Genomic DNA, 23,909 nt, shown 5'->3' on the forward strand with positions numbered 1-23,909 from the left:
GCGGTCTACGCGCCCGAGATCGGCCCGCCGCCCCGTCCCGGCGGTCGCCGCGCCGGTCCGGCGAGAACGTCGAGTCGAACGCAAGCAGCACGTCGGTGCCAGCCGGGTGGTGCACTCAGCGAGCGGAAACCAATGCAGTCATCGAAGCAGCAGAAGTCCATTGCCGGCACGCTCCTGAAGCTGCTGGGCACCAAGGAGAGCCCCGCCCCTCCCCCCGCGGGGGACGGCGAGATCGTCCAGCCGGCGGCCGGTGAGGGCGCCCTGGAGAACCATCTGGGCGGCGACGAGGCCCGCAACTACCGCAAGTACGAGTACGACATGGTGGCCCCGCACGTGGGCCGGTCGATGCTGGAGGTGGGCTCGGGGCTGGGCCACTTCTCCGAGCAGTTCGCCGGCCGGCTGGACTACCTGGTGGTCAGCGACAACGACCCGTACTGCGTGGAGCAGCTCCGCAAGCGCTACGAGGGCAACCCCGACGTCGAGGTGATCGACCTGGCGCTGCCCACCGAGATCCAGATCCGCCAGAAGGTGGACACCGTCGTCATGATGAACGTGCTGGAGCACATCAAGGACGACGTGCAGGCCCTAAGGGACCTCGCCGCGGTCACCCTGCCCGGCGGCCGCATCGTCATCTGGGTCCCCGGCTACATGCAGCTGTACGGCGACTTCGACCGCAAGGTCGGCCACGTCACCCGCTACACCCCGGCCACCCTGACCAGGTCGGTCCGCGAGGCCGGGCTGATCCCCGAGGTCTGCAAGCCGATCAACTTCCTCGGCGGCATCGCCTGGTGGTTCGCGGTCCGCCGCGGCGGCGCCGGCTACCCCGACCCCCGCCTGGTCAAGATCTACGACCGCACCGTGGTCCCCACCACCCGCCTGATCGAGAGGGTCATCCGCCCCCCCTTCGGCCAGACCGTCTTCTGCGTCGCCCGCGTCCCCAACTGAGGCATCCACACCCGGAACGCCCCGCGGCTCACCCAGGCGGAGCCGCGGGGCGTTCTCGCTTTCCCGATCCGAATATCGGGAGGTCTACCGATGCCCCACAGCCCGGTCCAGACCAGACTCGAGTCCCTGACGGGCACGCCGGACACCGGCGGCCGCCCCGAAGGCCAGGCGGTGGGAGCTAGGGAGGGGAGCCCCCACCGCCCCCAGACCGAAGCCCCTGCACCGAAGGTGCCGAAGGCCGCCAGCGAGCGAGCCCGCGTGGTCGTGAGGAGGGGCGGGGCGAGATCGCGAGGAACGAGCGATCTTGCGCGGGCGGACCACCGCAGCGAGCGCCGGCGAGCGAGGATGGTCCGCCCGCCCTCCGGGAGTGTGGGGGTCGTCCCCCACGAGCAACACGACGAACGACCGCGCGTCCCAAGGCCCGCGAGCCGCGCGGGCGGAGCGAGCGCAATCGAACACGCGCGCTCACACGAGCTTGAGGTCGCGGGCGGTGGCGGCGGCGTGGCCGCGGGTGGGGGCCTCGAGCTTGGCCAGGATGTTGGAGACGTGGACGCTGGCGGTCTTGGCGGAGATGAACAGGGCCGCGGCGATCTCGCGGTTGGTGCGGCCCTGGGCGACCAGGCGGAGGACCTCCAGTTCGCGCGGGGTGAGGTTGGGGGCGGGGCGTTCGGCCGGGGCGCCCAGGCCCGCGCGGCGGGACAGGTCCGCGATGCGGTGCTGGAGCGGGGCGGCCTGCAGGCGTTCGGCCAGGACGGCGGCGCGGCGCAGGCGCAGTGCGGCGCTCTGGCGGTCGCCGTCGGCCAGGGCGGCCTCGGCGGCGTGGGCGAGGCTCTTGGCCTGCGGGTAGGGCTGGCCGATGCGCTCCCAGGCGGTGGCGGCGGCGTCCCAGGCGGCGGCGTCGCGGCGGCCGTGGGCCAGTGCGGCCTTGGCGGCGAAGGTGACGTGGTGCGCCTCCTGGAGGGGGCCGCGCACGGCGAGGCCGGCGGCCCGCTTCTCGATGCGTTCCAGCCAGTCCGCGGCCGCCGCCCGGTCGGGCAGTTCCCCGCAGGCGCCCGCGCCGATCACCAGGACCGGCCAGGTGTAGCGGGCGTCGTCGGGCAGGCCGGGGTTGTCCAGCACGCCCGCCACCGCCTCCAGCGCCTCGGCGGGACGGCCCTGGGCCAGCCGCAGCGCCGACTCCAGCCGCAGCATGGCGAAGAAGTCCTGGGCCTTGCGCCACATCATCTCGCGGGCGGGGGACAGGTGGCGTTCCGCCTCGGCCAGGTCGCCGCGGGCCAGCGCCACCTCACCGGCCAGCACGTGCAGCGAGGTGCGGATGGAGATCGCCGGGTCCTGGTCCAGGGCCTGCCGCAGGCAGGTCAGCGCCTCGTCCCAGCGGCCCAGCGACACCAGCGGCTCGGCCAGGTTGATCGACAGGAACGTCCCGTGCGTGCGGGACAGCCCGAACTCGCGGGCCAGCTCGACGCCCTGCGCGGCCACCTCCACCGCCTCGGCGTGCCGGCCGGAGCCCTCCAGGTAGTGCGAGCGCAGCACCGCCACCCGCAGCAGGGGCCGCTGGTTGCCGGACCGCTGTGCGATCCGCTCGACCTCGACCAGCTCCTCCAGCCCGCCGTCGTAGTCGATGTCCACGCAGGCCAGCGTGAGCAGCGCGTTGACCTCGGCCGGGGTGTCGGCGATGCGGCGGGCGATGGCCAGCGACTCCTGCGCGGCCACGCGCGCCTCGTCGGTGCCCGACAGGTGCCGCGCGAACGTGGCCAGCGAGGCCAGCGCCCGGGCCCGCACCGCGCTGGGCGGTTCGGCGGGCAGCCGGGCGGCGGCGGCCCGCAGGTCGTCGAGGTAGCCGGGCCGGGCCAGCTCGTAGCCCATCCGGCCGCGCTGTTCCAGCAGGGCGGCGCAGCGGGCGTCGTCGCCGAGCGCCTCCATCTCGCGCAGCGCGGCGGTGGCCAGCTTGACGCCGCGTTCGTGCTCCCCGGCCAGCTCGGCGGCCAGCACCGCCTGCTCCAGCACGTCGTGGCGTTCGGCGCCGATGCGCTCGGCGGCGTCGGGGACCTTGTCCCACAGCTCCAGGACGCGCGACAGCATCGCCAGGCACTCGGCGTAGGCCACCGCCTTGCGCGCGTCGCCGGCCGCCCGCCAGGCGCTGACCAGCGCCCAGGTGGGGTCGTGCGCGGAGTACCAGTGGTGCGCCAGCTCCACCCACAGCCGGCCCGAGGGCACCAGCTCCGGTTCGTTCTCCAGCGCCTCGGCGTACCGGGTGTGCAGCCGGGTGTGCTCGCCCGGCAGCAGGTCGTCGTGCAGCGCCTCGCGGATCAGCGCGTGCCGGAACGCGTACCCGTCCCCGTCCACCACCAGCACGTTGCCCTCGACGGCGGGCCGCAGCACCCGGGTCAGCGCGGTGTCGTCCATCCCGGACACCGCGGCCAGCAGGGCGTGCTCGATGCGGGTGCCGCCGGCGCTGGCCAGCCGCAGCGTCTCCTGGGTCTCCTCGGGCAGCTTCTGCACCGCCGCCAGCAGCAGGTCGCGCAGCGACTCGGGCAGCGCGCAGGCCAGGCTGCCGTCGCGGGCCAGCAGCGCCTCCACGAACAGCGGGTTGCCCTCGCCGCGCTCCCACACCCGTTCCACCAGCCCGGCCGGCGGCTCGCGGTCCAGCAGCCCGCGCACCAGATCGGCGACCTCGCCCCGGGTGAGCCGGGTCAGCTCGACGCGGCGCACCCGTTCCACCCGGTCCAGCTCGGCCAGCAGCCGGCGCAGCGGATGGGTGCGGTGCAGCTCGTCGGTCCGGTACGTCACCACGATCAGCAGCGGCGCGGTGCCGGAGTTGCGGATCAGGAACGCCAGCAGGTCCCGGGTGGAGCGGTCGGCCCAGTGCGCGTCCTCGATCACCAGCACGGTGGGGGAGCGCTCGGCCAGCCGTTCCAGCAGGGTGAGCACCAGCTCGAACAGCCGGGCGCGGTCCTCGCCGGAGGCCGCGTCGCTCTCCGGCTCGCCGAACTCCGGCAGCAGCCGGGCCAGCCCCGCGGTCGCCGAGCGCGGCAGCAGCCCGGCCACCCCGTCGATGCCGGTCTCCCGCACCAGCCCGCGCAGCACCGCGGTGAACGGCGCGAACGGCAGGCCGTCCGAGCCCAGCTCCAGGCAGCCGCCCACCAGCACCCGTGCGCCGGCGGCCGCCGCCCGGTCGGTGAAGTGGCGCAACAGGCGGGTCTTGCCGACCCCGGCCTCCCCACCCACCAGGACCGCGCCGGGGGCCTCGCCGAGCGCAGTCTCCAGCATTCTCAGCTCGGCCGATCTGCCGACGAGGACGGGACTGACCGATCGTGCGCTCACGTCCCAAGGATGCCATCCGGAAACCGGCGAACTCTCCCCGATTTCCGTCCTGCCTGCCGCGTCCGGGAGGAATCGGCGATTTTCCGATGATCGGGGAAACCCGGGCCGCCGTGGCGGCGTCCAAAGGGGTGATCGCCGGTGACCGCACCCGTCCCCCCGCGGTGCGCGGACCACGCCAGGAGCAGAGCATGCAGGGTCCTTACCAGCCGTACTCCCCGATCCCGCCCGGACCTCCGGTCCCTCCGCCGCGCCGGGACCCGGCCAACGTGCTGATCCTTCTCGTCATCGTCGGCACCGTGGTGGTGGCCCTGCTCGGCACGTTCGGCTACCTGCTGACGCAGGCCGGCGACGACGACGAGCCCGAGATCCGCGTCACCCAGGCCCAGGTCACCCCGCCGCCGGACCCGCGGGCGATCACCGAGGTGTTCGCCGGGACGTGGAACGGCAGCGGCTACTACCTCAACACCAAGGGCGACCGGCGGAACTTCACCGCCACCCTGACCCTGACCGAGGGGGCCTCGACCGGGGTCTCCACCTACACCGGCTACGAGTGCACGGGCCGGCTCAGCGTGGAGTCGGTGACGGCCACCCGGGTCGTGATGTACGAGACCATCACCCAGGGCAGCGAGTCCGGCGGCGACTGCGAGGACGCCCCCACCGGCTACATCACCCTGACCCTGGACTCGAGCGGCACCGTCGAGTACGACTGGTACAGCACCCGCGCCAAGATGCTCTCCGACGACACCGCCTCCGAGGCCACCCTGACCCGCCAGCGGTACTCGACCTAGGGCACCGGGACGCTAGGGCACCCGGGCGATCGCGCCGACCACCATGGCCTCGGACGGCGGGTTGACCGTCTCGCCCGGGTCCGGCCGCCAGGCCGACACCTCGACCAGGCCCGGCGGGACCAGTTCCAGGCCCTCGAACCAGACGGCGAACTCCTCGGGGTCGCGCACCCGGCCCCACATGCCGCCGGTGACGCCCAGCATGAGCTCGGTCAGCCGGGTGCGCAGCCGCCGGTCGGTGGCGGCGGGATGGCTGAACACCAGCACACTGCCGGCCGGCAGCCGGTCGGCGATCCCCCGCACCAGGTCGCCGGGCCGGTCCCGGTCGGGCAGGCACGACAGCACCGTCGCCAGCAGCGCGGCGACCGGCTCGGCCAGATCCAGGATCCGGGTCACCTCCGGGTTCCCCAGTACCGTGTCCATGTCCCGGACGTCCCCGGTGACCATGGCGGTGCGGTCGCCGTGGGCCAGCAGCGCCCGCCCGTGCGCCACCACCACCGGGTCGTTGTCGACGTAGACCACCCGCGCCGAGGGATCGGAGCGCTGGGCGGTCTGGTGCAGGTTCTCCTGGGCCGGCAGGCCCGAGCCGATGTCGAGGAACTGCCGGATCCCGGCGTCCCGCACGGCGTACCGGATCGCCCGGTGCAGGAAGCGCCGGTTGCAGGCGACCAGCTGCCGGGTGGCCGGCACGATGTTCAGCAGATGCTCGGCGGCGCGCCGGTCGACCGCGTAGTTCTCCCGCCCGCCCAGCAGGTAGTCGTGTATCCGCGCCGGATTGGCGGCCTGGTCCGAGCGTGGGGAGACCGATCCTGCCGACGACACGGTGGCTCCTAGAGACGTCGCGAAAACCTGACCCTCGATCGTACTGGCGACGGCGCCGTTCACCCCTCATGCCATGCGGGGATACGGGTGAAACGCCTGGTTCCGTTCTGCCGGTCGCGCCGGACGGGTCCGTTTTGTGAGGTCGGGGCGCATGGGTGATGCTTAGCGGGTGTCAACGGAGACTCTGACGGACGCGCCCGGCGGCAACGCCGAGCTGCGCGCCTACCTGCACGGGCTGCCGGGAGTGGACCAGGTGGGGGCCGAGGAACGGGCCGCCCGGCTGGCCACCCGGTCGATCAAGACGACCGCCAAGGCCGCCGCGATCGACCTGGCGATCTCGATGGTGGACCTGACCACGCTGGAGGGGGCGGACACGCCCGGCAAGGTGCGCGCGCTGTGCGCCAAGGCGGTGCGGCCCGACCCCGAGGACCCCGCGGTGCCGAAGGTCGCGGCCGTGTGCGTGTACTCGGACCTGGTGGGCGTGGCCACGGCCGCGCTGCGCGGCTCGGGGATCGGGGTGGCCAGTGTGGCGACCGCGTTCCCGGCGGGTCGGGCGCCGCTGGAGGCCAAGCTGGCCGACACCCGCGCCGCGGTGGCGGCCGGCGCGACCGAGATCGACATGGTGATCGACCGGGGCGCGTTCCTGGCCGGCGACTACCTGAAGGTGTACGAGGAGATCGTCGCCGTCAAGCAGGCCTGCGGCGACGCCCATCTGAAGGTGATCCTGGAGACCGGCGAGCTGGTCACCTACGACAACGTGCGCCGCGCCTCCTGGCTGGCGATGCGGGCCGGCGCGGACTTCATCAAGACCTCCACCGGCAAGGTCTCCCCGGCGGCGACGCTGCCGGTGACGCTGGTGATGCTGGAGGCGGTCCGCGACTTCCGCGCCGCGACCGGGCGGCAGGTCGGCGTCAAGCCCGCGGGCGGGATCCGCACCACCAAGGACGCGATCAGGCATCTGGTGCTGGTGAACGAGACCGCCGGCCCCGACTGGCTGACCCCCCGCTGGTTCCGGATCGGCGCCTCCAGCCTGCTGAACGACCTGCTGATGCAGCGCCGCAAGCTGGCCACGGGCGTGTACTCGGGCCCCGACTACTTCACCCTGGACTGAGCCATGAGCGAGCCGGAGGAGCGCGGCGCGGTCCTGAGGAGGAGCGCGCGGAGCGAGGAACGAGTGAGCACGCGACGACGAAGGGCCGTGCCTCAAAGCGGTCCGCAGGCGAGCGGGGAAGACGCATGAGCGAGAACGTTTTCGAGTACGCGCCGGCGCCCGAGTCGGCGTCGATCGTCGACATCCGGCCGGCGTACGGGCTGTTCATCAACGGCGAGTGGGTCGAGGGGCAGGACGGCCGCAGCTACAAGAGCGTCAACCCCGCCACCGAGGAGGTGCTGGCCGAGATCACCGAGGCCGGTCCCGCCGACGTGGACCGCGCGGTGGCCGCCGCCCGGAACGCGTTCGACAACGTGTGGGGGCCGATGCCCGGCCGCGAGCGGGCCAAGTACCTGTTCCGCATCGCCCGGCTGATCCAGGAGCGCTCGCGCGAGCTGGCGGTGCTGGAGAGCATCGACAACGGCAAGCCGATCCGCGAGTCCCGCGACGTGGACCTGCCGCTGGTGGCGGCGCACTTCTTCTACTACGCCGGCTGGGCCGACAAGCTCGCCCACGCCGGGTTCGGGCCGGACCCGCGCCCGCTGGGGGTGGCCGGGCAGGTCATCCCCTGGAACTTCCCGCTGCTGATGCTGGCCTGGAAGATCGCCCCCGCGCTGGCCTGCGGCAACACCGTCGTCCTCAAGCCCGCCGAGACCACCTCGCTGACCGCGCTGGCGTTCGCCGACATCTGCCGGCAGGCCGAGCTGCCGCCGGGCGTGGTCAACATCGTCACCGGGGCGGGCGAGACCGGAAGGGCCCTGGTCGGGCATCCGGGCATCGACAAGGTCGCGTTCACCGGGTCCACCGAGGTCGGCAAGCAGATCGCCCGCATGGTGGCCGGCACCCGCAAGCGGCTCACCCTGGAGCTGGGCGGCAAGGCGGCGAACGTGATCTTCGACGACGCGCCGCTGGACCAGGCCGTGGAGGGCGTGGTCAACGGGATCTTCTTCAACCAGGGCCACGTCTGCTGCGCCGGATCCCGCCTGCTGGTGCAGGAGTCCGTCGCCGAGGAGCTGCTGGCGCGGCTCAAGACCCGGATGGCCACCCTGCGCGTCGGCGACCCGCTGGACAAGAACACCGACATCGGCGCCGTCAACTCCGCCGAGCAGCTGGACAAGATCCGCACCCTGTCGCAGATCGGCGAGGCCGAGGGCGCGACCCGCTGGTCCCCGCCGTGCGAGCTGCCGTCGCGGGGCTTCTGGTTCGCCCCGACGGTGTTCACCGGCGTGGCCCAGTCGCACCGGATCGCCCGGGAGGAGATCTTCGGCCCGGTGCTGTCGGTGCTGACGTTCCGCACCCCCGCCGAGGCCGTGGAGAAGGCCAACAACACCCCGTACGGGCTGTCGGCCGGGGTCTGGACGGAGAAGGGCTCGCGGATCCTGTGGATGGCCGAACGGCTGCGCGCGGGCGTGGTGTGGGCCAACACGTTCAACAAGTTCGACCCCGCCGCCCCGTTCGGCGGCTACAAGGAGTCGGGTTTCGGCCGCGAGGGCGGCCGTCACGGGCTGGAGGCCTACCTCGATGTCTGAGCCGACGCGGCTTGCGGTGCGCAAGACCTACAAGCTGTTCATCGGGGGCGCGTTCCCCCGCTCGGAGTCCGGCAGGTCGTACGTGGTGAACGACGCCAAGGGCAACTTCTGGGCCAACGCCTCCCAGGCCTCCCGCAAGGACGCCCGCGACGCGGTGAGCGCGGCCCGCAAGGCGTTCGGCGGCTGGTCCGGGCGCACCCCCTACAACCGGGGGCAGATCCTCTACCGCATCGCCGAGATGCTGGAGGGACGGCGCGGCCAGTTCGTCGAGGAACTGCGCGCCGCCGGGGCCGGCAGGAACGCCGCGACCGCCGAGGTCGACGCGGCGATCGACCGGTGGGTCTGGTACGCGGGCTGGGCCGACAAGATCGGCGCCGTCACCGGATCGGCCAACCCGGTCGCCGGGCCGTTCTTCAACTTCTCCACCCCCGAGCCGATGGGCGTGGTCGCGGTGGTCGCCCCCGACTCGCCGCTGCTCGGGCTGGTGTCGGTGGTCGCCCCGGTGGTCGTGTCCGGCAACACCTGCGTCGTGGTGGCCTCCGAGCCCGCCCCGCTGACCGCGATCACCCTCGCCGAGGTGCTGGCCACCTCCGACCTGCCCGGCGGGGTGGTGAACGTGCTGACCGGCCGCCGCGCCGAGCTGGCGCCGTGGCTGGCCGCGCACATGGACGTGAACGCCCTGGACCTGGCGGGCGCCCCCGCCGACCTGGTGCCCTCCCTGGAGGAGGCCGCCGCCGGGAACCTCAAGCGGGTGCTGCGACCGGGCGCCGACGACTGGACGGCCGACCCGGGCACCCGCCGGATGACCGCGTTCCTGGAGACCAAGACCGTCTGGCATCCGGTCGGCGTCTGACCCGTCCGAGGACGATCCCCGGAAACAGGCTCAGGTGATCCCCGCCGTGGTCACCTGAGCCTGTTTCGTCCGGGGGCGACCCCCAGGCCCCCGAAGGCCGGGTCAGGTGATCCTCGCTTCGCCGCGGTCACCTGACCCGGGTGTAGCGGGAAGGCGCGGGTGGAATAGACCCCCGTATCTGATCAACACGGGGGGTTGTCAAGTGCCTACAAAGCGTTCATCCATGCCCAGGGCGGCGGCCGGCCGGCTGGTGTCGGCGGCGACCGGAACGGTGACCACCGCGCTGTCGATGACCAAGGCGATGGCGGGTTTCGCCAAGTCCCTGACCGGCCTGATCCTGATCACCGACCGGCGTCCCGCGTCCCGCCGCCCCGCCGCCCGGACCACCCGGTCCCGGACGGCCGCCCGCAAGACCACCGCCAAGCGCACCACGACCCGGACCGCCCGGACCGCCAAGACCGCCCGGACCACGAGGGCCGCGGGGACCACGAGGACCGCCGGGACCGCCGGGAAGACCGCCGCGCGGCGCACCACGGCGAAGAGGGATGGGAGCACCGCGGAGGGGTAGTGCGACGCGGGTAGGACCGCGAACGCAGGGAGCGGGTCATGGACGAGCGGGACATCCTCTCGCGCATCGGCGAGTTCGTCGAAGAGGAGCACCGGCTGCGCGAGATGCACGAGAACGGCCGGCTGACCCGGCAGGAGGAGCAGCAGCGGCTGCGTCAGCTCGAGGTGGCGCTCGACCAGTGCTGGGACCTGCTCCGGCAGCGCCGCGCCAGGGCCCGGGCGGGGGAGGACCCCGACCGGGCGCACACCCGCCCGGCCGACGAGGTCGAACGCTACCTGCAGTAGCTCCCGCGCCGGGTCACTGGCCCGCGTCCGGCGGGGCGGGCGGCTGCTCGGGCTGCGGCCCGGTGTCCCGGTCGCCCCTGTCCCGGTCGCCCTTGTCGGCGGCGTGCCGGCGGCCGAACCGCGAGGTGCGGGTGGCGGCGATCTGGTCGCGGATGCGTTCCACGATCCGCCCGGCCGCCAGGTCGTGGGCCAGCACGCAGGCCGAGGCGACGGCGCGGGCGTTGGAGGCCCCGTGCGCGATGACCACCGTGCCGTTCAGGCCCAGCAGCACCCCGCCGCCGTAGGTCTCCGAGTCCAGCCGCTCCCGCAGCTCGCGCAGCCTGCGGCGCTGCAGCAGCGCGCCGGCCTTCGCGGGGGCGCTGGACCGGATCGCCGCGGACAGCTCCGCCATCGCCATCCGGACGGCGCCCTCCATCGTCTTCAGCGCCACGTTGCCGGTGAAGCCGTCGGTCACCACCACGTCGACCTTGCCGGTGAGCAGGTCGTCGCCCTCGACGTTCCCGGCGAACTCCACCCCCTGCTGGCCGGAGGCCAGCAGCTCGTGCGCCCGGCGCACCACCTTGTTGCCCTTGGCCGGCTCGGCGCCGATGCTCAGCAGCCCCACCCGCGGCCGTTCCACCCCCAGCGCCACCTGGGCGTACGCGGTGCCCAGCGCGGCGAACTGGACCAGCGACTCGGCCTTGACGTCGGCGGTGGCGCCCGAGTCCAGCAGCACCGTGGGCCGGGGCCGGGTCGGCAGCGTGACCGCGATGGCGGGGCGCATGACGCCCTGCTGGGCCTTCAGCCGCAGCCTGGAGGTCGCCACCACGCCGGCGGTGGTGCCGGCCGACACCAGCGCCGAGGCCCGGCCGGTCTTGATCAGGTGGCAGGCGACGGCCACCGTGGAGCGGGGCTTGCGCCAGCTCGCCAGCGCCCCCTCGTCCATCGCCAGCGCCTCCTCGGCGTGCACGACGGGGATCTCCCCGCCCACGCCGTGCGCGTCCAGCTCGGCCCTGATCCGCGGGGCCGGGCCGACCAGCAGCAGCCGGACGCCGTGCTCGCGGAACGCGGCCACCGCGCCGGCGACGACCTCCTCGGGCGCGTGGTCGCCGCCCATGGTGTCGATCGCCACGGGCCGCGGCTGCGCGCCCGTGTCTTGGCCGGTCATCACGGGCTCCAGGCTCGTTCACCGCGTGGGCGCGGTCGGGGGCGGGGGCGGTTCACCGAAGTCGGCTCAACGCATCGTAGGTCACCGTGCGTCGTGGTCGTTCCCCGGTGGGTTCCGGTCAGTCCTCGGGGCGGCAGTCGGCGGCCAGGCACGGCGCGTTCTGCACCACCGGGCGCCCGTCGACCAGGATCGTGAAGTACTCGACGCGGGTCGCCTTCTCGGCCGCCCCGTACGCCTCCACCGGCAGGCCCTGCGCCGTGACGCCGGTGCACCGCACCCGCATCCTGCGGGCGGTCCAGCCCGTCATGTCCGTACAGGTCAGCGGGCGACGCAGGGCATGGCCCCGGCTCTTGAGCTCGGCGGCGGCCAGGTCCGGCATGGCGCGGCGCAGCTCGGCCTGGGTCGGGTGGCGCAGTTCCTTCTCCTCGGTCATCGCCGAGTACGCGAACACGCCGACGCCCACGGCGACGACTATGGCGGCGGCGATCGCTCCTATGAGCAGCTTCACACTGCGTAAGGTCGCCCACCGGGCATCGGCTCATCCGCCCCGGCGGCCGGGCTTGCCGGAGAATTGGCCGTTCCATTCCCGAGAGGTCACGACGCCTCCTCCCGCTCGCCCGGCGGCCCGGCGGCGACCTCCCGGACCGCCGCCGCCACCGCGTCGGGCCGGTCCGCCTGCACCAGGTGCAGGGCGTCCGGCAGGTCGATCTGGCGGCCGTACGGGCTGAGGGCGGCCAGCTCACGATGCCCCGCCGCCCCGGCGCGCGCGGTCAGCACCACCAGGGGGATCGGCGGGAACGGCAGCCGTTCGCGCAGTGCCAGCACGTCGGCGGCCATCTCCCGGTAGGCGGCGTTCTCGGCCAGCAGCGTGCCGAGCACGGTGCCCCGCCCGTACACCGCGCGGACGGCCGCGTCCGGCACCGGGGGCCGGCGGGTGCTGGCGCACCGCAGCAGCGACCGGCGGACCCGCGGGGCGACCAGCCAGGGCACGCCGGTCAGCCCGAGCAGCCGGCCGGCCAGCCGCAGGGCGGGCTGCACGGCCGCCGAGATCCGCATGTCGGACCAGGTCGACGTCTCGTGGCTGGGGTCCAGCAGCACCAGGCCGCGGACCAGCTCGGGATGCACCCGGGCCAGCGCCTCGGCCTGGAAGGCGGCCATCGAGTGCGCCACCACCGTCACCGGCGGGCCCGCGTCACGGGCCAGCGCCGCCAGCAGCCGGACCTCCCGGCGCAGGCTGGGCCGGCTGCGGCCGGGCGGGCTCAGCCCGGCCCCCGGCCGGTCGAAGCACAGCACCCGGTGGTCGTCCAGCGCGTCGATCACGCCCTGCCAGTCGAACCAGGCGCCGCCCAGCCCGGAGGTCAGCAGCACCGGCGGGGCGTCCGGCGGCCCGGCCCGCACCAGGTGGATCCGCTCGCCGGCGATCTCGACCACCGTGCCCCCGGTCCGGGTCACGCCACCTCCTCACGGCCCGTGCCCAGGATAGGGAACGCCGGGATCACCCCGGATCCGGCCGCCACTTTCCCGGCTTTGGATCGTTGTACAGGTGGCTCGTTACCGCCCAGGTCGTGCTCGTGTGCCGGTTATGCCCGAGTCGGGGCTTATCTTTAACGTAGGGGGAGGGTAGCCATCCGCCAGCACACGGGGCGCAGGGTCCGATGGGGCCACCCACATGATCACAAGGAGTACTGCCACGTGACCTTGGTCAACGACGCGGCGCCGACCGCGGTGCGATCCACCGGCCGCAAGTTCCGCGCCTTCACCGCCAAACACCTGGACGAACTCACCGTTCGCGCCGGGCTGTCACCGGAGCAGCGCCTCGCCATCCGGGCGGTCGCCACCGTGCTGCCGTTCCGGACCAACAGCTACGTGATCGAGGAGCTGATCGACTGGTCCGCCGTGCCGGACGACCCGATCTACCGGCTGGTCTTCCCGCAGGAGGACATGCTCCCCGCCGAGGACGTGGCCCGCATCGCCGACCTGCTGCGCCGCGAGGCGCCCCGGCAGGAGATCGAGGCGGAGGCGAACCGGATCCGGGCCCGGCTCAACCCGCACCCGGCCGGGCAGCTCCAGCTCAACGTCCCCACCTTCGGGGACGGCGTGGTCCCGGGGATGCAGCACAAGTACGACGAGACGGTGCTGTACTTCCCCAAGCAGGGCCAGACCTGCCACGCGTACTGCACCTACTGCTTCCGCTGGGCCCAGTTCGTCGGCGACCCCGACCTCAAGCTGGCCGGCGACGACGCGTACCAGCTGCGGGACTACATCGCCGCCCACCCCGAGGTGACCAGCGTGCTGATCACCGGCGGCGACGCCATGATCATGGGCGAGCCGGTGCTGCGCCGGTACGTGGAGCCGCTGCTGGAGCTGGAGCAGGTCGAGTCGATCCGGATCGGCACCAAGTCGCTGGCCTACTGGCCGCAGAAGTTCGTCACCGACCCCGACGCCGACGACATGCTGCGGCTGTTCGAGCAGGTCGTGGACGCAGGCAAGAACCTGGCGTTCATGGCGCACTTCAGCCACCCGCGCGAGCTGGAGCCGCAGATCGTGCACGACGCGGTCCGCCGGATCCGCGACACCGGCGCGGTCATCCGCACCCAGGCGCCGCTGATCCGCTCGATCAACGACGACCCCAGGGTCTGGGAGACCATGTGGCGCACCCAGACCCGGATGGGCATGGTGCCGTACTACATGTTCGTCGAGCGCGACACCGGTCCGCAGGACTACTTCGCGGTGCCGCTGGGCCGGGCGTGGGAGATCTTCCGGGACGCCTACAAGCACGTCTCCGGGCTGGCCCGTACCGTGCGCGGCCCGTCCATGTCGGCGACCCCCGGCAAGGTCTGCGTGGACGGGGTGCTGGAACTGGCGGGGGAGAAGGTCTTCGCGCTGCACTTCATCCAGTGCCGCGACCCCGAACTGGTGGGCAGGCCGTTCTTCGCCAAGTACGACCCGGAGGCGGTGTGGCTGGACGACCTCAAGCCGGCCTTCGCCGACCGGTTCCCGCACGACGACCTGGAATACGCCCCCAGGAGGTGACGCGGAACGCGCCGTGCCCGCGGTGGGCGGGCACGGCGCGTTTCCGGGACGTCCGGGTCCGGGGTCGTCCCCGGACCGACGGGCTCAGGAGGACTGGTAGGTCGGGGTGATGTACGCCCGGGCCAGCGTGTGCGCGGTGATGTTGAACCCCGCCACCGCCGGCATCACCTCCGAGTCGATCCCCAGCGACTCCACGTCCAGCGCGTGCACGGTGAACACGTACCGGTGCGGCCTGCCGGGCGGCGGGGCGGCCCCGCCGAACGCCTTGATCCCGTAGTCGTTGCGGGACTGGATCCCGACCTGCGAGTCCTCGGCCCCGGCCCCGCGCGGCAGTTCGGTCACCTCCGCCGGGATGTCGAACTTCACCCAGTGCCAGAACCCGCTGCCGGTCGGGGCGTCGGGGTCGTAGCAGGTCACCGCGAAGCTCTTGGTCTCGGCGGGGAAGCCTGACCAGCGCAGGTGCGGCGAGACGTTCCCGCCGGAGAAGCCCCAGTCGTCGAACACGTGCCGCTCGTCCAGCGGCTCCCCGTCGGCGATGTCGTCGCTCTCGACGGTGAACGCCGGGACCTCGGGCAGGAACTCGTGCGGAAGCGGCGGCTGGTCGGCCGTCCGGTCGGCCATGGCGGTCTCCCTGTCTGCTGTGACGTCGTGGACACTGCTATCGCTACCAGTACCGCACCGCCGGACGCCCCCCGGGGTCCGGCCCGGGGGGCGTCCGGCGGTGAGCGGCTACTTGCCGGTGGCCTCGGTGTAGGCGGCGATCACCTCGCGGGTGTCGCCGTCCATCCGGATCCGGCCGTCGTCCAGCCAGATCACCCGGTTGCAGGTCTCCTCGACCACGTCGAGGTTGTGCGCCACCAGGAACACCGCGCCGGCGTCCTTGCGCAGCTCCTCGATCTTGGCCTTGCTGCGCCGCTTGAACTTGGCGTCCCCGGTGGCCAGCGCCTCGTCGATGAGCAGGATGTCGTGGGTGCGCGCCGCCGCGATGGCGAACCGCAGCCGCGCCCCCATGCCCGAGGAGTACGTCGACATCGGGTAGTGGATGAACCCGGGCTTGAGATCGGCGAACTTGACGATCTCGTCGTACTTGGCCCTGGTCTCCTCCGGGGTCAGCCCCATCGCCAGGCAGCCCAGGATGATGTTGCGGTCGCCGGACAGGTCCCGCATCAGCGCCGCGTTCACGCCCAGCAGCGACGGCTGGCCCTGGGTGTAGACCCCGCCGCTGTGCGGCGGCAGCAGCCCCGCGATGGCCTTCAGCAGCGTCGACTTGCCCGACCCGTTGGTGCCGATCACGCCGATCGCGTCGCCCCGGTAGGCCACGAAGGAGACGCCCTTGATGGCGTGGACCTCCTTCATCTGCGGCCGGTTCTGGCGGCGCAGGATCCGCATCAGGGCCGTGGCGGCGTTGCCCTTGCCGGCGCTGCCGCCGTACACGCGGTAGATGATGTGCAGGTCGTCGACCACCACGATGGGCTCGCGGTTCGGGTCGATCACCACCTCGGGGGCGCCCGTCACCCGCGCCATCTCCTTGACCTCAGCCACGGCCGTACCTGTCCTCCGCGCGGTAGAAGTACCAGAACCCGCCGATGAAGGCCACCAGCGCCCAGGCCAGGGCGTACCACCACAGGTGCGCGTAACCCCAGTGGTGGGCGGCCAGGTCGCCGCGGTAGCTCTCGATCAGCGCGGTGCGCACCAGCTCGATGTAGACCGACGCCGGGTTGGCCTGCAGCAGCTCCCCGATCCACGGGTACTCCCGCAGCGTCTCGCGCTCGGCCAGGGCGGCGGTCATGAAGAAGATGCCCGAGAAGTACAGCCAGGCCCGCGTCATGAACGGCAGCAGCTGCTGGATGTCCCGCACGAACGCGCCCATCCGCGCGATCACCAGGCTGATCCCGACGTTGAACACCAGTTGCAGCACCAGCGCCGGCACCACCAGCAGCCAGTGCGGGCTCAGCGGCTCCCCGGTGACCAGCACCAGCACCGCCAGCACCGCCATCGAGACCAGCAGCTGCTGCAGCTCCACGATCACGTAGGCGAACGGCAGCGACGCCCGGGGGAAGTGCAGCGCCCTGATCAGCGACAGGTGGTTGCCGATCGACTTGGCGCCGGCCGTCAGCGACCGCTGGGTGAACGTGAAGACGAACACCCCGGTGATCAGGAAGGCCGTGTAGTTGGTGACGCCCTTGTTGGTGCCCAGCAGCACACCGAAGATCAGGAAGTACACGCCGGCGTTCAGCAGCGGCGTGAGTACCTGCCAGACCTGTCCCAGCCGGGACGAGGTGTACATCGACATGCTCTTGGCGGACGCGAAGTTCCAGATGAACGTGCGTCGCTGCCACAGCTGCCGGACATAACCGCGCAGCGGGGGGCGTGCCGCGCTCTGCGTCAGTCCGTGGCGGGCGGCGAATTCGGCCAGGGACTCGGCGCTCTTTCCAGCCAAGGCAGGGGGCTCCGCGATCGTGTCTACCGACTCGCCACCCGTCGGACCGACCCGTTCCGGGTGACTCATGGGCGGAAGCCTATTGCAGGTGCGAACGGCCGGGGGACGTTCGCCCTCGAGTGGCCACCGATTCGTGATCTCCGGACGTTTCGCCCATCCCGGCGTCAGTCCCGTCCAGCGGGGGATACCCCCGGCATGCCTGCCGACCCTGGACGCGCACCCCTGGACGCCCCCGCCCGCCCCCGGTCGCGGCACCGGCCGCTGCACAGACTCGGCGCCCTGGACCGCAGGGCGTTCGACGCGGTCGCCGCCGCGCACCTGCCCGGCCTGGAGTACGTGCTGCCCCGGCTGTCGCGCACCGCCGACCACGGCGTGCTGTGGTTCGGCATCGCCGCGCTGCTGGGCGCCAGCCGGCGGCCCCGGCTGCGGCGGGCCGCGCTGCGCGGCTCGATCGCCATCGCGGTGGCCAGCCCGGCGGTGAACCTGATCGGCAAGCACGCCTTCCGGCGCCGCCGCCCGATCGTGGACCTGGTCCCGCCGGTGCGGATCCGGTGGAAGCTGCCGACCTCGCACGCGTTCCCGTCCGGGCACTCGGCCTCGGCGGCCGGGTTCGCCACCGGGGTGGCCATGGAGGCGTCCCCGGCGGTGGCCGCCCCGATCGCCACGGCCGCCGCGGCGGTGGCGTTCGCCCGGATCTACACCGGGGCGCACTACCCCGGCGACGTGCTGGCCGGGCTCGGCATCGGCGCCGGCGCGGCGCTGGGCACCCGGCTGGTGTGGCCGGCCCGCCCGCCGGTCGCCGCCACCGCCTGGCGCACCGACGTCCCCACGCTGGTGAACGAGCACGGCGAGGGCCTGGTCGCGGTGGTCAACACCGCCGCCGCCGACGGCGACCTGGTGAGCGCGACGCTGCTCCGCGAGCTGCCCGCCGCCGAGATCGTCGAGGCCGGTCCCGACGACGACCTGGGCAAGCTGCTGGACGACGCGGCCTCCCGGGCCCGGGTGCTGGCGGTGGCGGGCGGCGACGGCACCGTGAACGCCGGGGCGCAGGCGGCGCTGCGGCACGGCGTCCCGCTGCTCACGGTGCCGTGCGGGACGCTGGACCACTTCTCCCGGGCGCTGGGCGTGGAGCATCCCGACGACGCCGTGGCCGCGTACCGGGCCGGGCACCTGACCCGGGTGGACGTGGGCGTGGTCCGGGAGCCCGGGCGGGAGGAGCGGATCTTCCTCAACACCGCCGGGTTCGGCGCGTACACCGAGGTGGTGGACCGCCGCGAACGGATGGAGGGACGCCTGGGCAAGTGGCCGGCGCTGGCCATCGCCACAGTCCGGACGCTGCGCCGGGCCGAGCCGGTCGAGGTCGTCGTGGACGGCCGGCCGCGCCGGGTCTGGATGGGGTTCGTCGGCAACGGCGTGTACGGGTCGCGCGGTCCCACCCCGACCTGGCGCAAACGGCTGGACGACGGGCGGCTGGACGTCCGGCTGGTGTGCACCGCGGGACGGGTGCCGAGGGTGCGCACGCTGGCCGCCGTGCTGCTCGGCCACCTGCACCTGATGCCCGGCTACCGGCGCTGGAACGCCACCGCCCTCACCCTGGCCGCCCCGGGCGGGCTGCGGCTGGCCCTGGACGGCGAGACCTGCACCACCGGCCCGCTCGTGGAGATCGGCGAACGCCCGTCCGCGCTGGCGGTGTTCCGCCCGGCGCACGGAGGGTGGGGGTCCCCCCGCAGGTGACGCGCTCCCGGGCGGCGGCCCGTCCCCCGATGTTTGCCCGGCGGCGATCGGGTAGGGGCTCACCCGAGTCCGTACACGATTCCGGCCGAAGGGGGAAGCCGATGTCGATCGGTGTCGAGCCCGCCGAGCTCAGCGAAGCCGACCTGCTGCGCGAGCTGTCCAGCCTGTACGACACCCGGATGGACACGCTGCGGCACGGTTCCGACCACGCGCTCGCCGAGCACACGCGGCGCACGGCCGAGCTGGAGGCCGAGTACGTCCGGCGGCATCCCGACCGGGAGGTGAGCCCGGAACGGCTGCGCGAGGGCGCACGGGCGAGGTGACGAGGTAGCCGTCGTCATGCCGAGGTTCGGATACTTCCTGGCCAGCGAGGAGCACGGGCCCAAGGAGCTGGTCCGCCAGGCCGTGCTGGCCGAGCAGGCCGGCTTCGAGTGCCTGTGGATCTCCGACCACTTCCATCCCTGGCTGGACGAGCAGGGCAACAGCCCGTTCGTCTGGTCGGTGATCGGGGCGCTGTCGCAGGCGGTGCGGCTGCCGGTCACCACCGCGGTGACCTGCCCCACCGTCCGCATCCACCCGGCGATCGTCGCGCAGGCCGCGGCGACCAGCCAGATCCTGCTGGACGGCCGGTTCGTGCTCGGCCTGGGCACCGGCGAGGCGCTCAACGAGCACATCACCGGGGCCCGCTGGCCGACCGCCGACGAACGCCGGGAGATGCTGGAGGAGGCCATCGAGGTGATCCGCGAGCTGTTCACCGGCCGCCAGATCACCCACCACGGCAGGCACTACACGGTGGACACCGCCCGGATCTACTCGCTGCCGTCCCAGCCGCCGCCGATCTACGTCTCCGCGTTCGGCGACAAGGCCGCGGCGATGGCCGGACGGGTCGCCGACGGGCTGGTGACCACGATGCCCGACCGGCAGATCGTCGACGCGTTCCGCAACGCCGGCGGGCACGGCAAGCCGATGCAGGCCGGGCTGAAGGTCTGCTGGGCGCAGGACGAGAGCCAGGCGGTCAAGACCGTGCACCGGCTGTGGCGCAACGAGCAGGTCGGCGGCGAGGCCGCGCAGATCCTGCCGCTGCCCCGGCACTTCGACCAGATCTCCGAGCTGGTCACCGAGGAGATGATCAGGCAGAACATGCCCTGCGGGCCGGACGTGGACCGCCATGTCGAGGCGATCCGCCCGTTCGTGGAGGCCGGCTTCGACGAGATCTACATCAACCAGATCGGCCCCGAGCCCGAGGGCTTCTTCGACTTCTACTCCCGGGAGGTCCTGCCCCGCCTGCGGCAGGGCTGACCGGGTCGCACCGAAGGGAGTGCATGTTCATGCCCCGAGACAGCGCCAAGCGCGGCCCGCGCGCGGACGACGAGCTCAAGCACGAGACCGAGGGGATGGTCCGCGGCGGCGGTCCCACCCACGCCGAGGAGTGGAAGCAGCCCGAACCGTTCGACCAGCCGCCCGGCTCCGCGCAGATGCCGCCGGAACGCCAGGGCGGCGGCGCCGACATGTCCGCCCGCGAGGTGGAGTGGCGCTCGGAGATCGCCCAGGTGCTGGCGCCGCTGGACTTCCCGGCCGACCGCGGGCGGATCCTGACGTTCCTGGAGCGCAACCACGCCCCGGACAACATCATCACCGCGATGACGGGGCTGCCGAAGGACCGCCAGTTCCACAACGTGGGGGAGATCGCCCGCGCCATCGGCATCCACACCGAGCAGCACCGCATCTAGCGGCACGCGCACCGCACCGGCCCGGCCGCCGCACCACCGGCGTCCGGGCCGTGCCGTGCCCGGGCGGCCGATGTGCGCGCCCGCGGTGGCACGGCGGTGCCCGAACCTTTTCGGCTAGCCCGCCGGGACCGGTCCGGGCGGGCGGCGTCCCAGCTCACCGCCGGGAACATCGAGGCGGGACACAGCGACGCCGAAAAAGGTTCAGTACCCTCTTGTGCGTGAGTCGTGAAGGTGTGACGCCGCAGAGCGAGGATTTCTCCGCCTGGTACAACGAGCTGGTCGTACGGGCGCAGCTGGTGGACCGCGGGCCGGTGCGGGGGACCATGGTCATCCGCCCGTACGGGTACCGGATCTGGGAGCTGCTCCAGGCCGACCTGGACCGGCGGATCAAGGACGCCGGGCACGACAACGCCTGCTTCCCGGTCTTCATCCCGGAGTCGTACCTGCGGCGCGAGGCCGAGCACGTCGAGGGCTTCTCCCCGGAGCTGGCGGTGGTCACCCACGCCGGCGGCAAGGAGCTAGAGGAGCCGCTGGTGGTGCGGCCCACCTCCGAGACGGTCATCGGCGAGTACATGGCCAAGTGGATCGACTCGCACCGCGACCTGCCGCTGCTGCTCAACCAGTGGGCGAACGTGGTCCGCTGGGAGATGCGGCCGCGGATGTTCCTGCGCACCACCGAGTTCCTGTGGCAGGAGGGCCACACCGCGCACGTCGACGAGGCCGACGCGATGCGGGAGACGATGTGGGCGCTGGACACCTACGCCGCCGTCGCCCGCGAGCTGGCCGCCATGCCGGTCGTCCCCGGCGAGAAGACCGCCGGTGAACGCTTCGCCGGAGCGGTGCGCACCTACACGATCGAGGGCATGATGCGCGACGGCCGGGCGCTGCAGGCCGGCACGTCCCACTACCTCGGCACCAACTTCGCCAAGGCGTTCGAGATCCAGTACCAGGACGAGGAGGGCAGGCTCCAGCTCGCCCACACCACCTCGTGGGGGATGAGCACCCGCATGATCGGCGGTGTGATCATGACCCACGGCGACGACTCCGGTCTGGTGCTGCCCCCGCGCCTGGCCCCCTACCAGGTCGTCATCGTCCCGATCGGCCGCAAGGAGCAGGGTGAGGCCACCGCCGCCGAGGCCCGCCGCCTGGGCGCCGCCATCAAGGCCATGGGCATCCGCGTGCACGTCGACGACAACCGCCCGCAGCTGTCGCCCGGCTTCAAGTTCAACGACTGGGAGATGCGCGGCGTCCCGGTCCGCGTCGAGATCGGCCCCCGCGACCTGGCCAACGGCGTCGCCACCCTGGCCCGCCGCCTGCCCACCGTCGAGGGCCAGGGCAAGGAGACCATCCCCCTGGAGCGGGTCCCCGAGGTCATGCCGCAGATCCTGGCCGACTTCCAGGCGTTCCTGCTGGCCCGCGCCGAGAGGTTCCGCAACGACCACACCCGTCTGGTCGACACCTGGGACGAGTTCGGCGCCCAGGTCTCCGGCGGCTGGGCGCTGGCCTTCCACTGCGGCCGCACCGAGTGCGAGGACGACATCAAGGCCGACACCGCCGCCACCCCCCGCTGCATCCCCGCCGAGGGCCCGGCGGAGGAGGGCGTCTGCGTCAAGTGCGCCCGCCCCAGCCCCTACGGCAAGCGCATCATCTTCGGCAAGGCGTATTGATGGCCGCGGCGGAGCCGCGGCGGCGAGCGCGCCTGGGGACGCGCGGCCGTTCGTCGTCGCGGTTCAAGATCATCGCTCGTTCCTCGCGATGATCTTGAACCGCTCCTCCTCACGGCCGCGCGGGCGCGCTCGCGGTGGCCTTCAGCGCCTTCGGGTGCGGGCTCTGAGCGCGTTCATGCGCTGATGGCCTCTCGTCCCCGTGGTCGCGGGGGTGGATCGGTGTGCGGCGATGACGGTGTGGTCGCGGTCTCAGCGGTTCGCGGGCCGACTGCCGACCGTGGTGATGCCGCTGACGATGGAGACGAGCACCGCGAGGAGCAGTGGCGGCAGGGGTATCAGGAAGGCCCATCGCCACGGGAGCGTCGCCGCCAGTACGAGGCCGAGGGCGGCGGCGAGCGCGCCGAGCCCGGCCGCCGGTCCGATCGCGGACGCCCGCCGGGGTCCCGCGCGCAGGGCGAGCCCCACCGCCTCGGCGACGAGCGCCCCCGCGCCCAGGCCGGACACGATCCGGCCGGCCAGCAGCAGCGTGTAGTCCACCGCCAGGAAGCCGAGCAGTGATCCGACGGCCATCAGGACGGCGGAGGCCGCGGCCACCGCGTTCGGCCACCGTCTGCCGAGCACCGTCCCGACCGGCACGGTCAGCGCCGCGGCCACGGGGTAGGCGGCGGACACCCACGGGATCTGTGACGCCGCCAGCGCCAGGTCCATCCGGGCGTGCTCCGTCCACCCGGATCCCGTCGTCACGGTGAGCAGGTACAGCCCGACGAGGCCGCCCAGCACCGGCCCGATCAGCTGCTGGCCGGCGGACGGCCGGGCGGACGGGGGCGGCATCGCCGGTGCCGCGGGCGCCGGTATCGGACCAGGCGTGGGCGGAGGCCCGGCTGCGGCGACCTGGCCCGGCGGTGGCGGGGGTGCGGACGGTTCCGGCGGCGTGCCCGGCCGTCCCACGATGACCGGGGTGGCTCGGCCGGCCACCATGTGGTCCAGGACGTCCCGTGGGGTGGGGCGCTGCCCGGGATCCTTGCTCAGCGCGGCTGCGACCACGTGGCGCAGCGGGCCGGTCAGCGCGCCGAGGTCCGGCTCGTGATGCAGGATCCGGTTCAGGATGGCCGGGAAGGCGTCGCCTCCGAACGGCGGGGCGCCGGTGGCGGCGTAGACGATGGTGCCGCCCCAGGCGAACATGTCGCTGGGCGGACCGATCTCCTCGCCGTTGATCTGCTCCGGCGACATGAACGCCGGCGTGCCGATGACCTGGCTGGTGATGGTCGAGGTGGCGTCGAGCGCCCGGGCGATGCCGAAGTCGATCACCCGGGGACCGTCGGGGGCGAGCAGCACGTTGCCCGGCTTGAAGTCCCGGTGCACGATACCGGCCTCGTGGATGGCCGCCAGAGCGGTGGCCGTGAAGATCGCGAGCCGGTCGAGGGCCGCTCCGGTCAGCGGTCCGCCGCTGCGCACGCTCTCCTGCAGCGAGGGACCCTCGACGTACTCACTGACGACGTACGGGGTGTCGCCGAGCAGATCGGCGGTGATCACCCGAGCGGTGCAGAACGGCGCCACCCGTTCGGCGATCGCCACCTCACGCGCGAACCGGGCGTACGCCTTGCCGCCGCGATCGAGCCGAGCCCGCAGCAGCTTGACCGCCACCCGCTCGCCGTCCGGGCCGTGCCCGAGGTAGACGACGCCCTGCCCGCCCTCGCCCAGACGGCCGGCCAACGGGTAGTCGCCCAATCGCGACGGATCACCCGGCTGGAGAGGCGTGACCTCCGGCATCGGTCTCCCTTCCGCGGCGGCACCGGCAGAACCGCGGCACCGGCCCTCGTGCGTTCTGAACCCACCCACATCGCCGGACGTTGGAGGTTTCCGACTCATCGGATACGGGAGCAGCTTAAGGCCGTGAC

At 73.0% G+C, this 23,909-nt stretch carries 22 protein-coding genes; 13 read left to right on the plus strand and 9 right to left on the minus strand.

Annotated elements, in window-relative coordinates:
* The first annotated feature begins 132 nt into the window (after window positions 1–132).
* Window positions 133–945, plus strand: a complete 813-nt coding sequence (locus HNR21_RS11305) for a class I SAM-dependent methyltransferase (RefSeq protein ID WP_246442093.1) — start codon at window positions 133–135, stop codon at window positions 943–945.
* A gap of 465 nt (window positions 946–1,410) precedes the next feature.
* On the opposite strand, the gene HNR21_RS11310 is transcribed toward HNR21_RS11305, so the two are convergent.
* A complete protein-coding gene (locus HNR21_RS11310) occupies window positions 1,411–4,269 on the minus strand; it encodes a helix-turn-helix transcriptional regulator (RefSeq protein WP_182705159.1) in 2,859 nt (952 codons plus the stop codon).
* Between the two features lie 188 nt (window positions 4,270–4,457).
* Between HNR21_RS11310 and HNR21_RS11315 the strand changes: the two genes are divergently transcribed.
* Window positions 4,458–5,057 carry a hypothetical protein gene (locus HNR21_RS11315; RefSeq protein WP_182705160.1) on the plus strand — a complete coding sequence of 200 codons (600 nt, stop codon included), beginning with the start codon at window positions 4,458–4,460 and terminating at the stop codon, window positions 5,055–5,057.
* 12 nt (window positions 5,058–5,069) lie between these two features.
* Here HNR21_RS11315 and HNR21_RS11320 read toward each other — a convergent pair whose 3' ends face one another.
* Window positions 5,070–5,876: an SAM-dependent methyltransferase gene (locus HNR21_RS11320; RefSeq protein ID WP_182705161.1), complete on the minus strand. Its 807-nt coding sequence runs from the start codon at window positions 5,874–5,876 to the stop codon at window positions 5,070–5,072.
* A 169-nt stretch (window positions 5,877–6,045) separates the two neighbouring features.
* Here HNR21_RS11320 and deoC point away from each other — a divergent pair, with 169 nt between their 5' ends.
* The 5 genes from deoC to HNR21_RS11345 all read left to right on the plus strand — a co-directional run bounded on the left by deoC (window position 6,046) and on the right by HNR21_RS11345 (window position 10,260).
* Entirely contained in the window at window positions 6,046–6,987 is a 942-nt protein-coding gene (deoC, locus tag HNR21_RS11325) for a deoxyribose-phosphate aldolase (RefSeq protein WP_119727151.1), read from the plus strand.
* Between the two features lie 125 nt (window positions 6,988–7,112).
* Window positions 7,113–8,555: an aldehyde dehydrogenase family protein gene (locus HNR21_RS11330; protein WP_119727152.1), complete on the plus strand. Its 1,443-nt coding sequence runs from the start codon at window positions 7,113–7,115 to the stop codon at window positions 8,553–8,555.
* Window positions 8,548–9,408: an aldehyde dehydrogenase family protein gene (locus HNR21_RS11335; RefSeq protein ID WP_182705162.1), complete on the plus strand. Its 861-nt coding sequence runs from the start codon at window positions 8,548–8,550 to the stop codon at window positions 9,406–9,408. Before HNR21_RS11330 ends, HNR21_RS11335 begins: the two co-directional genes overlap by 8 nt.
* A gap of 223 nt (window positions 9,409–9,631) precedes the next feature.
* Window positions 9,632–9,976 (plus strand): hypothetical protein, encoded by a 345-nt coding sequence (locus tag HNR21_RS11340; RefSeq protein WP_182705163.1) that lies wholly within the window; start codon window positions 9,632–9,634, stop codon window positions 9,974–9,976.
* A 38-nt stretch (window positions 9,977–10,014) separates the two neighbouring features.
* The gene (locus HNR21_RS11345) at window positions 10,015–10,260 is read left to right on the plus strand and encodes a DUF2630 family protein (RefSeq protein ID WP_182705164.1); all 246 of its coding nucleotides are present in this window, start codon (window positions 10,015–10,017) and stop codon (window positions 10,258–10,260) included.
* A 13-nt stretch (window positions 10,261–10,273) separates the two neighbouring features.
* Here the strand turns inward: HNR21_RS11345 and plsX are convergent, their stop codons facing one another.
* The 3 genes from plsX to HNR21_RS11360 form a co-directional block, all read right to left on the minus strand.
* Complete coding sequence (gene plsX, locus HNR21_RS11350; RefSeq protein WP_182705165.1) at window positions 10,274–11,407, minus strand: phosphate acyltransferase PlsX; 1,134 nt, start codon at window positions 11,405–11,407, stop codon at window positions 10,274–10,276.
* Window positions 11,408–11,525: 118 nt separating this feature from the next.
* Entirely contained in the window at window positions 11,526–11,915 is a 390-nt protein-coding gene (locus HNR21_RS11355; RefSeq protein WP_119727156.1) for a hypothetical protein, read from the minus strand.
* 86 nt (window positions 11,916–12,001) lie between these two features.
* Window positions 12,002–12,859, minus strand: coding sequence for an alpha/beta hydrolase (locus HNR21_RS11360; RefSeq protein ID WP_182705166.1), 858 nt, complete (start codon window positions 12,857–12,859; stop codon window positions 12,002–12,004).
* 240 nt (window positions 12,860–13,099) lie between these two features.
* Between HNR21_RS11360 and HNR21_RS11365 the strand changes: the two genes are divergently transcribed.
* On the plus strand, window positions 13,100–14,440 hold the full coding sequence (locus tag HNR21_RS11365; RefSeq protein ID WP_119727157.1) for a KamA family radical SAM protein: 1,341 nt from the start codon (window positions 13,100–13,102) through the stop codon (window positions 14,438–14,440).
* 84 nt (window positions 14,441–14,524) lie between these two features.
* Here HNR21_RS11365 and HNR21_RS11370 read toward each other — a convergent pair whose 3' ends face one another.
* From HNR21_RS11370 to HNR21_RS11380, 3 genes are all read right to left on the minus strand, one after another.
* Entirely contained in the window at window positions 14,525–15,061 is a 537-nt protein-coding gene (locus tag HNR21_RS11370; RefSeq protein WP_182705167.1) for a YbhB/YbcL family Raf kinase inhibitor-like protein, read from the minus strand.
* A gap of 108 nt (window positions 15,062–15,169) precedes the next feature.
* A complete protein-coding gene (locus HNR21_RS11375; protein WP_376766583.1) occupies window positions 15,170–15,982 on the minus strand; it encodes an ABC transporter ATP-binding protein in 813 nt (270 codons plus the stop codon).
* Window positions 15,975–16,880 carry an ABC transporter permease gene (locus HNR21_RS11380; RefSeq protein ID WP_376766584.1) on the minus strand — a complete coding sequence of 302 codons (906 nt, stop codon included), beginning with the start codon at window positions 16,878–16,880 and terminating at the stop codon, window positions 15,975–15,977. Before HNR21_RS11380 ends, HNR21_RS11375 begins: the two co-directional genes overlap by 8 nt.
* 195 nt (window positions 16,881–17,075) lie before the next feature.
* Between HNR21_RS11380 and HNR21_RS11385 the strand changes: the two genes are divergently transcribed.
* From HNR21_RS11385 to proS, 5 genes are all read left to right on the plus strand, one after another.
* Window positions 17,076–18,614 (plus strand): bifunctional phosphatase PAP2/diacylglycerol kinase family protein, encoded by a 1,539-nt coding sequence (locus tag HNR21_RS11385; protein WP_182705169.1) that lies wholly within the window; start codon window positions 17,076–17,078, stop codon window positions 18,612–18,614.
* A gap of 101 nt (window positions 18,615–18,715) precedes the next feature.
* Window positions 18,716–18,937: a DUF6158 family protein gene (locus HNR21_RS11390; protein ID WP_119727161.1), complete on the plus strand. Its 222-nt coding sequence runs from the start codon at window positions 18,716–18,718 to the stop codon at window positions 18,935–18,937.
* Between the two features lie 16 nt (window positions 18,938–18,953).
* The gene (locus HNR21_RS11395; protein WP_182705170.1) at window positions 18,954–19,913 is read left to right on the plus strand and encodes an LLM class F420-dependent oxidoreductase; all 960 of its coding nucleotides are present in this window, start codon (window positions 18,954–18,956) and stop codon (window positions 19,911–19,913) included.
* Between the two features lie 29 nt (window positions 19,914–19,942).
* The gene (locus HNR21_RS11400; RefSeq protein ID WP_182705171.1) at window positions 19,943–20,344 is read left to right on the plus strand and encodes a DUF2795 domain-containing protein; all 402 of its coding nucleotides are present in this window, start codon (window positions 19,943–19,945) and stop codon (window positions 20,342–20,344) included.
* 218 nt (window positions 20,345–20,562) lie between these two features.
* A complete protein-coding gene (proS, locus tag HNR21_RS11405) occupies window positions 20,563–22,011 on the plus strand; it encodes a proline--tRNA ligase (protein WP_312880984.1) in 1,449 nt (482 codons plus the stop codon).
* A 249-nt stretch (window positions 22,012–22,260) separates the two neighbouring features.
* Here the strand turns inward: proS and HNR21_RS11410 are convergent, their stop codons facing one another.
* Window positions 22,261–23,781 (minus strand): bifunctional serine/threonine protein kinase/MFS transporter, encoded by a 1,521-nt coding sequence (locus HNR21_RS11410; protein ID WP_182705173.1) that lies wholly within the window; start codon window positions 23,779–23,781, stop codon window positions 22,261–22,263.
* Window positions 23,782–23,909: the final 128 nt, after the last annotated feature.

It is taken from the genome of Thermomonospora cellulosilytica (assembly GCF_014138835.1).
Taxonomy (GTDB): Bacteria; Actinomycetota; Actinomycetes; order Streptosporangiales; family Streptosporangiaceae; genus Thermomonospora; species Thermomonospora amylolytica.

Excerpts from the sequence above, each read along its gene's own strand:
- HNR21_RS11305 (WP_246442093.1), top strand. The coding sequence starts at position 133 with ATGCAGTCATCGAAGCAGCAGAAGTCCATTGCCGGCACGCTCCTGAAG.
- HNR21_RS11315 (WP_182705160.1), top strand. The coding sequence starts at position 4,458 with ATGCAGGGTCCTTACCAGCCGTACTCCCCGATCCCGCCCGGACCTCCG.
- HNR21_RS11330 (WP_119727152.1), top strand. The coding sequence starts at position 7,113 with ATGAGCGAGAACGTTTTCGAGTACGCGCCGGCGCCCGAGTCGGCGTCG.
- HNR21_RS11335 (WP_182705162.1), top strand. The coding sequence starts at position 8,548 with ATGTCTGAGCCGACGCGGCTTGCGGTGCGCAAGACCTACAAGCTGTTC.
- HNR21_RS11340 (WP_182705163.1), top strand. The coding sequence starts at position 9,632 with ATGCCCAGGGCGGCGGCCGGCCGGCTGGTGTCGGCGGCGACCGGAACG.
- HNR21_RS11345 (WP_182705164.1), top strand. The coding sequence starts at position 10,015 with ATGGACGAGCGGGACATCCTCTCGCGCATCGGCGAGTTCGTCGAAGAG.
- plsX (WP_182705165.1), bottom strand. The coding sequence starts at position 11,407 with ATGACCGGCCAAGACACGGGCGCGCAGCCGCGGCCCGTGGCGATCGAC.
- HNR21_RS11370 (WP_182705167.1), bottom strand. The coding sequence starts at position 15,061 with ATGGCCGACCGGACGGCCGACCAGCCGCCGCTTCCGCACGAGTTCCTG.
- HNR21_RS11385 (WP_182705169.1), top strand. The coding sequence starts at position 17,076 with ATGCCTGCCGACCCTGGACGCGCACCCCTGGACGCCCCCGCCCGCCCC.
- HNR21_RS11390 (WP_119727161.1), top strand. The coding sequence starts at position 18,716 with ATGTCGATCGGTGTCGAGCCCGCCGAGCTCAGCGAAGCCGACCTGCTG.
- HNR21_RS11395 (WP_182705170.1), top strand. The coding sequence starts at position 18,954 with ATGCCGAGGTTCGGATACTTCCTGGCCAGCGAGGAGCACGGGCCCAAG.
- HNR21_RS11400 (WP_182705171.1), top strand. The coding sequence starts at position 19,943 with ATGCCCCGAGACAGCGCCAAGCGCGGCCCGCGCGCGGACGACGAGCTC.
- HNR21_RS11410 (WP_182705173.1), bottom strand. The coding sequence starts at position 23,781 with ATGCCGGAGGTCACGCCTCTCCAGCCGGGTGATCCGTCGCGATTGGGC.